We start from the raw sequence: 12438 nt of genomic DNA, 5'->3' as shown, positions 1-12438 counted from the left end.
ATTACTTAGCCTTTACCAATAAGGCTGTTTTTTATTATCGATATTGGTTCAGCCAATATTTAGGAGTTACCCATGTATGGATTCAGTGTGCAATTACAAATACCTTTTGATATAGCGCTTAATCATGTTGTTGAATCACTCAAAAAAGAGGGTTTTGGTGTACTTAGTGATATAGACATCAAAGTAACGCTAAAAGAGAAGTTAAAGGTTGATCACAGACCTTATCGTATTCTTGGTGCATGTAATCCACCATTGGCACTTCGTGCCATTGAAGCCGATGCTGATATAGGGTTATTGCTGCCCTGTAACGTGGTGGTACGAGAAGAAATAGATAGCAGTATAACGGTTGCTTTTATTGATCCAGAAGCCTTATTAAAAGTGTCGGATAAGCCAGAAATACACGAATTAGCTAAAGAGGTAAAAGGGTTATTACAACGTGTATCAAGCAGCCTTAGTAGTGAATACTAATAAACCTTAACTCAGGATAAGCAATGTCTTTCGTTAGCATTAAATAACACTTATTAATAAGGGGTTAAACATATCAAATCTTCTCAAGATAATAGAAACCCATTGCAACGATGCCTTGAATTATTTCACGAGCCTTTTTCTAATTTTATGCGCGCCCAGGCCACCGCCGGTGTCTTTTTATTAATAGCCACAATCACTGCACTTTGGTGGGCAAATTCAGCTTACGCCTTGGCTTATCAGCAACTGGTAAATACGCCTATAGGTTTTTTTATTGGTGATTTTGAGCTGCGAGCTTCGTTCAAGCACATTATTAATGATGGATTGATGGTGATTTTTTTTCTTTTGCTGGGGCTTGAGATAAAACGGGAAGTTTTGGCTGGAGAACTTGCAAGCCCTGAACACAGGCGCATGCTGATTTTATGTGCGATGGGGGGCATGATAGCACCTGCGGTCATTTATTCTATTTTTAATTGGTCGCTCGACTCACAAATTGGTTGGGCCATTCCCATGGCAACCGATACAGCATTTGCCTTGGGTGTACTGAGCCTTGTCAGAAAGTATATTCCTATAAGTTTGATCGTTTTTATCGTTGGCTTTGCCATTGTTGATGATGTGGGAGCGATAGTTGTTATTGCCTTGTTTTATACTCAACAAATATCAATGGTTTACTTGTTAGTGACCATCGCACTGACTGTCATGTTGATTTTAGCTAACTACGCAGGCGTTCGTCAGCCGTTATTCTATATTATTGCCGGCATTGCGACTTGGTGGGCTATGCTGCAGTCTGGTGTGCATGCGACGGTAGCTGGTGTTGTCATTGCATTTACAGTGCCAGCAAAACCCAAATTAGCAACGGAAAAGTTGCTGGGTAATGCCAAATCAATTATTAGTTCGATACAAAAAAATACTGAGGATATCGATGTTCTGGCCAGTAAGAACGATCACAAAAAAGTGTTAGCAATAAGTGAGTTATCGGAGCACGCTAATACACCTTTGCGTCGTTGGGAAAATACCCTTCATTTACCTGTGGCGATATTTATCTTACCACTATTTGCGTTAATAAATGCAGGGGTTGTCTTTAGTGAAAATTCTTTTATAGATAGCCTGACACAACCTGTAGGGCTGGGCATTATCTTAGGGTTAGTAGTTGGTAAAGTCCTCGGGATTTCTGGTGCATGTTGGCTTGGCCTGCGTTACCGCATAGGTTGTTTACCCAATGACATCACCTTTAAACATGTTATTGGGGCATCACTGATCGCAGGAATAGGCTTCACTATGTCCACTTTCATTGCTGCGCTTGGTTTTGATGGCCAACCAGAACATCTACATAATGCAAAAACATCGATTTTAGTTGCCTCGGGTTTATCAGCATTATTAGGGATATTGTATTTTCGAATTACAGCGATATCGATAAAGGAGAAAAAATGAATCATGATCCGGTTTGTGGAATGAAAGTTGCGAATGATGCTACAAGTAATAGTGAAAAGACAGTCGAGTGGGAAGGAACTGTTTACTATTTTTGTAGTTCGTCTTGTGCTGATAAATTCAATGCCGATCCTGAGCATTATGCCCATACAGGTAAGAGTGATCGTAATTATCCGGTGTGCGGCACAGCCAAAATACAGAAAGAGACAAATGCCGCAAGTAATAATAAAAGTAGCGAAAATAAAAATGTATTTTTTACCTGTCCAATGCATCCAGAAATCAGTCAAAACAACCCTGGCTTGTGCCCCAAATGTGGCATGGCGCTAGAAACGATAACCCCTGTTGACAATGATGACGATACAGAACTCAAAGATATGACACGACGCTTCTGGTGGAGTTTGAGCTTGAGTTTACCTTTGCTTATCATCACTATGGGAGACCTTATTCCGGGTGTAAATGTGGGTAACTGGCTGGGCGAAAGTGCTTTTAACTGGCTACAGGCAACTTTAGCAACGCCTGTTGTATTGTGGGGGGGATGGCCGTTCTTTGTGCGTGCATTTGAGTCATTCAAAAGTTGGCAGCTCAATATGTTCAGCCTAATTGGGTTAGGTACCTCTACCGCTTTTGTATTTAGTTGGTTTACTTTATTATTTTCCTCACAACTGCCTGAAGCCTTTAAAATAGCAGGTAGAGCACCGCTTTACTTTGAAGCAGCAGCGGTGATTATTACCTTGGTATTAATAGGGCAGGTGCTTGAGCTGCGTGCTCGTTCAAAAACGAACAGTGCTATTAAATCTTTATTGCAATTGGCGCCCAATAAGGCTTTGCGTGTTAATTCAGATGGCAGTGAAGAACAAGTCGCGCTTGATGAGGTTAAAGAAGATGACCAATTACGGGTGAAACCGGGGGGGAAGATCCCAGTAGATGGTGAAATTATCGAAGGTCACTCTCATGTTGACGAATCTATGATCACTGGCGAACCTGCACCGGTAAACAAAACAACAGCGAGTAAAGTGACGGCAGGAACGCTAAATACCACAGGTTCATTCCTACTTAAAGCCGAAAAAGTAGGCAGTAATACCTTACTGGCAAGAATGATTGAGTTAGTGAATGAGGCCGGTCGCTCGCGCGCTCCCATCCAAAAACTAGCAGATAAAGTGTCTAAATGGTTTGTCCCTGCAGTTATCTTGGTTGCCGTCGCTGCTTTTACTGTTTGGGCGATAGTTGGACCTGCACCTGCATTGTCAAATGCTTTAATTGTTGGGGTATCTGTGCTCATTATCGCTTGTCCCTGTGCCTTGGGATTGGCAACGCCGATGTCGATTATGGTTGGCATTGGCCGAGGGGCACAAGAAGGCATATTGATTAAAGATGCCGAAGCATTAGAACTGATGGAGAAAGTGGATACCTTAGTTGTCGACAAAACCGGTACGCTGACAGAAGGGCGGCCAACAGTGCAATACATATTGGTAAGCGATGAAGCCGAAAAAGAAGGTTTGACGGAAAACGATGTATTGCTATTTGCAGCAAGTTTAGAAACGTCAAGTGAACATCCATTGGCTACGGCTATCGTAGCACATGCAAAACAGGAGAAATTAGAGCTCAAACCGATCAATGATTTTAAATCAATTACCGGACAAGGCGTCAGCGCGACAATCGACGGTAAATCTATATTAATTGGGAATAACCGCTTAATAGAAGAACAAAGAATAGACGTTTCTTCGTTGCGTTCTCAGACAATGTCAATGAGAGAAAATGGACAGACCGTTATCTTTGTTACCATAGACGGCCTGTTGGGAGGTGTTATAGGTATTGGTGACGCTATCAAAAAAACCACAGTTGAAGCAATAGAACAACTCCATCAAGCTGGCTTGAAAATAGTGGTATTAACTGGCGATAACGCGACCACAGCTAAGGTTGTCGCTAAAACCCTAGGCCTTGATGACGTGGAGGCGGATGCTACTCCAGAAGACAAACTTAATTATCTTAAAAAATTGCAAAAACAAGGACATATTGTCGCAATGGCAGGTGACGGTATTAATGATGCACCAGCACTTGCCAAGGCTGACGTGGGCATTGCAATGGGAACAGGTACCGATGTTGCCATGAATAGCGCAAGAATAGTACTGGTTAAAGGCGATTTGCGTGGTATCACCAAGGCCCGTTTACTTAGCCAAAACACCATGAAGAATATCCGTCAGAATTTATTTTTCGCCTTTATTTATAATTTTCTCGGTGTGTCAGTTGCTGCTGGTATTTTATATCCTTGGTTTGGTTTATTACTCAGCCCAATGATAGCCAGTGCTGCAATGAGCCTTAGCTCAGTATCCGTCATCGTCAATGCCCTTAGGTTAAAAACTCAAACGCTTTAGCGGTCAATATCGTTGAGCATGATATTCCCTAATCATTTTGGTTATGGGGACGTTATAGAACAGAGTATTAATGTTTCTGGCCTTATAGTTATAATTATTTATGTGCATACATCATTACTATTGATGGCCATGATGTTGAACTAGCGGTAAAGTTAAGTAACAGGTTATGAAATGAAAAGTTATTTGAGCATAAAAAGTATATCATCAAACATGGTCAAGATATGCTTGAAATTGTTGGTTGGCGGTGGACACCAACAATATGTGCACCTTTTCATGAAACCATCTGAGAATGAAATAAATATTGGCAATATAACGGCAATACGCGGCAGTGTAATTTACGGATATTTTTGAGGGGAAATTACCGCGGTTCTACTCAATACTTAGTATTGATTTAAGTAAAAGTGAATCAGCTGATATAGACAAGTGGTTATTGAAGTATTAGAACAACGAAATGCTAAGCAGGTACGATGTATAGTCTTAACACCTACCCAAGGCTTGTCACGCGGTATGCAAGTGGCGACAGTGGAAAACCTTTGTTAGCGCCGGTTGGTAAAAAGTATTTTATCGCGGATGTTCGATGTTTTTGGTAAGCTGATATACCGCCAAGAAGAATTGGCTGACGTTCAATGGCGTTCAGTACACCGGGCACCCTTTTTCTAAACTTCGTATTCAGTTAATTAAAATATCTCTCATTACTACAAGTCATTATTCACATCGTTTATATAGTTTTCCCTTGAATTATATTGCATTAATAACTTCGTAAAAACGTTCAAAGATTCACAGCTGAATTTGATTGTATTTTCTGCTTAACGAGAGAATATCGATCATGGCTAATAACTCTGTTGTTATAAACGATAGAGGCTGTAACAATTATCTTTTTAATTTAAACTCAAAATATTCTTGAATAAAATATCGTCACTTTACTTGAAAGTAGTGCATCTGTAATTATTGTCAGTTTGATATAAGGCTAATTTTTTTGGCGTGTTTGACGTAAACTACTGAATAACATAGTATCATCGAATCCATAATCATTAACCCAACAGAGCCATTGTTTTATAGGAGTACCATTAACTATATTACAACTGTTCATAGAGAAATTATGTCTAACCGACCCCCACAGCAATTAAATATTATTATCGCCATGTATCTTGGTTATGCCGCCATGATGATTTGTCGTCAAATGGTCACTATTCTTAGTCCTGCCTTGCTTGCCGATGAAACCTTAGCCTTAACAAAAACTAATCTGGGTGATTTTGCTGCTTATGGTACTTTAGGTGCATTGGTTGGCAAACTCATTTGGGGGCCCCTTGCTGATATTATAGGTGGGCGCTTTACTTTTTTGATTGGCATTTTTCTAACGGCGCTCTTTGTTATCGCTTTTGGACTCTCTCCTAATGTAATGGCTTTTACTGTTTTTTCATTCCTATTGTACTGTACAAAATCTTCAGGTTGGCCAGCGATGACCAAACTGGTTGGAGAATGGTATCACCCTCATCATTACGGGCGAGTTTGGAGTATTATTTCTACCAGTTCTAGATTCAGTGTTGTGTTAGCGACCTTGTTCTTTGGTTGGTTATTAAGCTTTATGGATTGGCGTTCAGTCGCTTTCATCGCTGCGGCTTTTGGACTGGTTGTTTTTATTGGTTGTTATTTTTTTCTACAAGAAAAACCAGAAAACCCCAACTTTTTTAGAGAAATTGAAAGTGATCATACTGATACCAGTGCCGAAGGTATAGCGCTAGCCAAAGCAGCAAAGCAGGCAGTTGATAACAAATATAACCACCCACTTCAAAATACGAGTATGGGTGCAGGTATGTTGGCATTTATTAAAAGTCCAAGAGTTTGGCTCGTGGTGCTAATGCTAATGATGCTTACTTGTATGATGGCTTTTTTAGACTTTGTTGCCGTTTATCTTATGGAAACCTATCAATTATCTCCTTCACAAGCAGCAATGGCTTCTACTATCTTCCCCGTAGGTTCTTTGGCTGGATTGTTAGCTTCGATAGCATTTTACGACCGATTTTCAAAGAAAGGTATTCGCACCGTATTAACGATAGCGATGACTCTGAGTTTATTGAGTATCCTGACCCTGAAGTATTTATCTTGGTTTGATTTGAGTGTTGAAGTGAATTACATTGTCGCTTTGAGCGCAATTTTCTTATTCGCCTTTTCAATTTCTCCCGCTTATTACCTACCTATGTCAATATTCTCTATCGAATATGGTGGACCCCACAGTGCAAAGTTGGTGAGTTTTATTGATGCTTTTGGTTTTGCGGCCAGTGCAACATTTGCTTTTATCGGCGGCAGGTTAGCTGATAGTGCGGGTGGTTGGTCTAGCTTTATGAATATGCTTATATTGATTTCAGCTGTGGGTATTATATCTGTTTGGGCATTTATGCATGCGGAATATAAAGCGGCAAAGTCAGGGGAAAGTGTCGTCAAGTAAGGTATTTAATGCGATAAACTCTTTAACCCTTTAAGAGTTTATCGCCACAAGCTTAAATAAACCCCGTGAGTCGTTCTAAACGTTACTTCTTCAAAATACCATCTTTTCACCGAAGTTTGCTGTTTATTTTAGCTATATTCAGTAATCTTTCCGATATTGTAGTATGCTACAACTCAAAAATTTCTGTGATATTAATCATTAAGTTATATTACAGGCTATTTTAACGACACAGCTGTTTGCGAAAACTTTTGACGGTTTGTCACAAAGAAGCAAAAGGCTGTCACTTGATAAGCGTTTTGCTTCGATATTGATCTATTAATTTACTTAGTATCTGCTAAGTCACAGAAAATAATCAACGAGGGTACTTATGTATCATAAAAACCGACCAGTTAAAACCGTATTGACCATGGCAATCGCTCTTGCATTGAGTAGTAGTGCCGTTCAAGCTCAGGAAAAGAGTAAAGCAGAAGACAAAAAAGTTGAGACTGAGCGCCAGATCGAAACTATAACGGTTACTTCAACTCGCCGTTCAGAAAACCAACAAGCAGTGCCGCTTGCTGTTCAAGCCATTAGTGGAGCACAACTTCAGCAACTGGGTATTGACAGCTTTGAAGATTATATTGCATTACTACCGGGTGTTAGCTCTGAAGGTCAAGGTCCTGGTAAGCAAGAAACCTATATCCGTGGTGTATCCGCCGGTCGTGCTGATGTTAGACTTGCAGGCATAGGGGGCGAGCCAAGCGTTGCTTTTTACCTTGATGAAACTCCAATCACTACTCCAGGTCGTAATATAGATTTATATGCGGTTGATTTGCAACGTATCGAAGTGTTAAAAGGTCCTCAAGGCACATTGTTTGGCGCTAGTTCACAAGCAGGTACCGTTCGCCTTATTACCAACAAACCGGAATTGAACGAATTTAGAGCCGGTGGCGAGGTAGGTATGTCATCTACCAAGAGTGGTGGCATCAGTAATAAAACTGAAGGTTATGTCAATCTTCCTATTATAGAAGATGAGTTTGCTATACGAATTGCAGCTTATAATTCTACTGATGGTGGGTTTATTGATAATGCGCTGTCTACAACGCAATTACCATTAACTAATCCAGCACTGGGTGGCAGCGTTCCTTCATCTCGACAAGTAGTCAGTAACTCTACACTTGCAAAAGATGATTACAATGAAGCGACACACCGTGGCGTCAGAATTAGTGGCTTATGGCAAATCAACGACGAATGGGATTTGTTAGTACAGCACACAAACCAACAGTTAGATACTGAAGGTTCTTTTGAATATGATCCGTCTATCAGCACTGAAGACGACTTAAATACAGCCACTTTTTCGCCGACGGCTGGTGATGATAAAGTTGACCTAACACAGTGGACATTGAATGGTATGCTTGGCGGCCTTGAAGTTATTTATAACGGCTCGTTCACCAACCGCACGTTCCAAGGTAATACTGACTATACTGCTTATATAGAAATAGGACCATATGTTCCTTACTACATTTGTAGTTACCCAGGTTATGATGAATGCTTTAGTCCTGTGATGACTACTTCTGAGCAGTTTGAAACAGAACGCGTTGTGCACGAAATTCGTGTTGCAACCAATGCGGAAGACCGTTTTAGAGCGATTGGTGGTGTTTTCTATGATGATCAGCAACTTAATACGTTAACTGACTTTACTTATGCGGGTTCTATCGCCGCTGGATTTTCACCAAACTTTCCGATACCGGGTGCTTTCACTAACACCGATGGCAGTGCTCGACCGCCGGGCGTAACTTATTTCAATGATTATCAATCAGACCGTGAAGAAATGTCTGTATTTGGTGAGCTTGCTTACGACGTTACTGAAGAGGTAACCGTAACAGTTGGTGCACGTCACTATAATATTGAAATGGGCTTGATGGGACAATCTCCTTTCGGTCAAAGAGCATCTGGACCAGAGGCAGATGCCGGAACCAATGTCGATTCAAGACTGGCTGGTTTATCGCCTGCAACGATATCGGGAACGATTTACAAAGCCAATATACGCTGGGAAATGAATGCTGACGCGATGTTTTATGCTACGTATTCTGAAGGCTTTAGAGGCGGTGGATTCAATCGTGCAGTTGGCACTGGTGGCATTCCGGCTACTTTTGATACCGATGATGTTGTTAGTGTTGAATTAGGCTGGAAAACAACTTGGCTTAATAATACTTTGCGTTTTAATGGCGCGATATACAATGTTGATTTCAGTGACATGCAGCAAGGCGTTCTTGATCTTAGTATCGCTAATAGCTCATTCTTTGATAATGTTGGTTCTGCTGATATCAATGGTGTTGAATTTGAACTTAACTGGGCTGCGACCGATAATGTCGACCTTTTTGGCTCATTTAGTTACATTGATTCAGAGTTGACTGATATTCCAAACACCTTAGTTAATATCACACCAGTAGGGTCTAATCTCCCTTACGCACCAGAAAATGAAGGTGTGGTTGGCGCGCGTTACTATCAAAATATCGGCGACTTTGCTGCTGTTTTTCAAGGCGTATTTAAATGGACAGACTCACGTTTTAATAGCTTAGTTGCTGCTGATCGTGTCGAGTTACCGTCTTATAATCAAGTTAACCTATCTGCCTCTATTGGAAAAGATGACTGGAAAGCAACACTCTTTATTGACAATGCTACCGATTCTCTTGGACAAGTTGCTGCGGGTTCAGCTGATAATGTCTTTAGGGTTTCACCAACGAGACCTCGCACAGTTGGCTTTAGAATAAGCTATGATTATTAGCATTTTACATTATTTTAAAGTATTTTAAGATAAGATAAGATAGGGTCGGCGTTTAATAACGTCGACCCATTTTTTTGTATATTTATAGACAATATCAACCATCTCTTGATATTTACCGAGACATTATGTTGCCAAATCAGTTGAAAAACCTCCAACCAGACCAAGTTATTAAACAGTGTCAACTTTTGATTCAAAAAGGCCACTTAAGCCAAGCAGCTAAGAACCTAGAAGATATGCTTGCGGAAAATCCAGGACATATTGAAGGTGTTTATTGTCTTGCAGTCTGTCAGCGTAAACAACAAAAATATAATCTGGCTATGGCAAGTCTTGATCAAATTCTTATAAAACAACCGGACCATGGCCGGGCGCATCAAGAGCAAGGTTATACTCACAAAGCAATGGCGAACACTAGCCAAGCGATAGCATCCTTTGAAAAAGCAGTCGCCTTAAATCCAGCTTTGTTTGGAAGTTGGCGCGCTTTAGCAGACCAACCTGGTTATCCGATGCATCAGGAAGCAAAAAAACGTGCTGATTGGCTCTCCAGTTTGCCGCCAGCATTAGTTTCTGTTTCTAGCTTAATATATCAAAAGCAATTACATCGCGCTGAATGGCTCTGTCGTCATTTTCTCAAAGACAATCCCCATCAACCAGAAGCTATGCGCTTATTGGCTGAGTTAGGAACAAAGTTTCAAATTCTTGATGACGCGGAGTTCTTATTAGCCAGCTGCCTTGAATTTGAACCAAATTACAAAAGAGCACGCCTTGACTATGTTCATGTTCTGCATAAACGACAAAAATTTAATAAGGCACTTGAGCAAGCAAAAATTCTATTAGATTCAGACCCGGAAAATGCAACGTTTAAAATTGGTCTCGGCAATGCGCAACAAGCCACTGGAGATTTTGAAGCAGCTATAAGCACCTTTGAAAGTGTATTGGATAGCAACGCAGCTAATTATTCTATCTATTTAACTCTTGGGCATGCATTAAAAACGATGGGGCGTGTTGAAGACGCGATCCAAGCTTACCGTAAAAGCTACGATCTCAAACCTGACTTTGGTGATGCTTTCTGGAGTTTGGCCAATTTAAAAACTTACCGATTTACCTCTGATGAACGTCAGCAAATGCGGGTTAAAGAAGCAAGCGCGACAACATCGATAAATGATAAAATTCATTTTTGCTTTGCTCTTGGCAAAGATTTAGAAGACAGTGAGCTCTTTGACGAAGCCTTCTCTTTTTACCATCGCGGCAACAAACTCAAGAGCGAGCAAGACAAATTTGACAGCAAATCTCTCGAGTTATCGTTTGAATTTCAGAAAAATAATTTTGACGCTGCGTTTTTCAATCGCCATAAACAAACCGGTTGCTCTGCTGCAGATCCTATATTTATTGTTGGACTACCCAGAGCGGGGTCGACACTTTTAGAACAAATCCTCTCTTCACACTCACAGGTCGATGGGACAATGGAATTGGCCAACATTATCGGTCTAGCGCATCGCTTAAATGGTCGACAAGCCACGCGTGACACCCCCAAATACCCAAGTATTCTAAGCAATCTTACTGCTGATGACCTCACTAAAATGGGCGAGCTGTATATTGAAGAGACTCGGCATCATCGCCAAGGAGCAATGTTCTTTATCGATAAAATGCCAAACAATTTCCGGCATATTGCACTTATCAATCTGATCTTGCCTAATGCGAAAATTATCGATGCGAGACGCGATGCTTTGTCCTGTTGTTTTAGTGGTTTTAAACAATTGTTTGGTGAGGGGCAGCAATTTTCCTATGATCTTGAAGACATTGGACATTATTATCGTAGTTATGTTGAGTTGATGGACCATTGGGACAAAGAATTACCCGGTAAGATTTTACGTGTGCAGTATGAAGATGTGGTTGCCGATCTTGAAAGCCAAGTTAGGCGCATATTAGACTATTGTGGACTGCCTTTTGAGCAGGCTTGTATTGATTTTCATACAAATAAACGCGCTGTTCGCACGCCTAGCTCTGAGCAAGTTCGACAACCTATTTATCAAAGTGGTCTTGAACAATGGCGCAATTATGAGTCTCATTTAACACCATTAAAAAAAGCACTAAAAAGCTAGGTCGGCTTTCTAAAGTGCTAGAACTGTTTTTATAGCCGTTGGCTGTTAATGAGCGCTATGCGTATTGATATTGTCGTGTTAATTATTTTACTATAGAAAATAAAGAGAAATAAATTTTGGATAAAAAGATACTAAAAATAGGACATCGTGGCGCAATGGGTCATGAACCTGAAAACACGCTAAGGTCTTTTAAAAAAGCATTAGCGTTAAATGTTGATGCGATCGAATTAGATGTATATGTATGTAAAACAGGTGAACTTGTTGTTATACATGACGATAAAGTAGACAGAACAACTAATGGTATAGGCTATACTGAAGATAAAACCTTTGTTGAGCTAAGACAACTAGACGCGGGAAAAGGTGAACTTATACCAACACTTGAAGAAGTCTTGGATCTTGTTGATAAAAGCGTGATAGTAAATATAGAATTAAAGGGAAGAAGTACCGCAATTGCAACGTATCAGGTAATAGATAAATACATAAAAGAAAAGGGCTGGTCTGAGCTTGATTTTATGGTTTCTTCATTTGATCATCATGAATTAAATAAATTTAAACATTTGTATCCTCAAATACCCATCGGTGTTTTGCTTGAAGGCGTTCCTCTTTCTTATGCTGATTGTGCCGTTGAACTTAATGCTCAATCCATCAACTTAAGTCTAGATTTTATCAATCAGGACTTTGTTGATGACGCACATCAAAAAGGGTTACAAGTTTATGTTTATACGGTTAATGACTATGATGACATTGCCAAAGTAAAAGAATTAAATATCGATGGTATTTTTTGTAATTTTCCAGAAAGATTATAATTAAGACACGATTGCCTGCGTTACTAAACGAGAAATAGCGTGGGATTTTGTATGG

General features: G+C 40.3%; 8 protein-coding genes. 7 read left to right on the top strand and 1 reads right to left on the bottom strand.

What is annotated here, in order from left to right; genetic code table 11:
- The first annotated feature begins 72 nt into the window (after positions 1–72).
- The 3 genes from H4J69_RS07475 (at position 73) to H4J69_RS07465 (ending at position 4265) form a co-directional block, all read left to right on the top strand.
- Entirely contained in the window at positions 73–468 is a 396-nt protein-coding gene (locus H4J69_RS07475) for a DUF302 domain-containing protein (protein ID WP_182217195.1), read from the top strand.
- Between the two features lie 102 nt (positions 469–570).
- Positions 571–1896 carry a Na+/H+ antiporter NhaA gene (nhaA, locus tag H4J69_RS07470; RefSeq protein ID WP_259364778.1) on the top strand — a complete coding sequence of 442 codons (1326 nt, stop codon included), beginning with the start codon at positions 571–573 and terminating at the stop codon, positions 1894–1896.
- The gene (locus tag H4J69_RS07465) at positions 1893–4265 is read left to right on the top strand and encodes a heavy metal translocating P-type ATPase (RefSeq protein WP_182244849.1); all 2373 of its coding nucleotides are present in this window, start codon (positions 1893–1895) and stop codon (positions 4263–4265) included. Before nhaA ends, H4J69_RS07465 begins: the two co-directional genes overlap by 4 nt.
- Positions 4266–4749: 484 nt before the next feature.
- Here the strand turns inward: H4J69_RS07465 and H4J69_RS20335 are convergent, their stop codons facing one another.
- Entirely contained in the window at positions 4750–4914 is a 165-nt protein-coding gene (locus tag H4J69_RS20335) for a hypothetical protein (RefSeq protein ID WP_310733595.1), read from the bottom strand.
- Between the two features lie 450 nt (positions 4915–5364).
- Between H4J69_RS20335 and H4J69_RS07455 the strand changes: the two genes are divergently transcribed.
- The 4 genes from H4J69_RS07455 (at position 5365) to H4J69_RS07440 (ending at position 12383) form a co-directional block, all read left to right on the top strand.
- The gene (locus H4J69_RS07455; protein ID WP_182244848.1) at positions 5365–6711 is read left to right on the top strand and encodes an MFS transporter; all 1347 of its coding nucleotides are present in this window, start codon (positions 5365–5367) and stop codon (positions 6709–6711) included.
- A 367-nt stretch (positions 6712–7078) separates the two neighbouring features.
- Positions 7079–9478, top strand: coding sequence for a TonB-dependent receptor (locus H4J69_RS07450; RefSeq protein ID WP_070373683.1), 2400 nt, complete (start codon positions 7079–7081; stop codon positions 9476–9478).
- A 125-nt stretch (positions 9479–9603) separates the two neighbouring features.
- Positions 9604–11577 (top strand): tetratricopeptide repeat-containing sulfotransferase family protein, encoded by a 1974-nt coding sequence (locus H4J69_RS07445; protein WP_182217201.1) that lies wholly within the window; start codon positions 9604–9606, stop codon positions 11575–11577.
- A gap of 116 nt (positions 11578–11693) precedes the next feature.
- Positions 11694–12383 (top strand): glycerophosphodiester phosphodiesterase family protein, encoded by a 690-nt coding sequence (locus tag H4J69_RS07440; RefSeq protein ID WP_197517634.1) that lies wholly within the window; start codon positions 11694–11696, stop codon positions 12381–12383.
- Positions 12384–12438 lie beyond the last annotated feature (55 nt).

It is taken from the genome of Colwellia sp. BRX10-9, from assembly GCF_014077405.1.
GTDB lineage: Bacteria > Pseudomonadota > Gammaproteobacteria > Enterobacterales > Alteromonadaceae > Colwellia_A.
The sequence above is the reverse complement of the archived record's forward strand: the minus strand, read 5'-3'. Positions and strand labels throughout refer to the sequence as shown.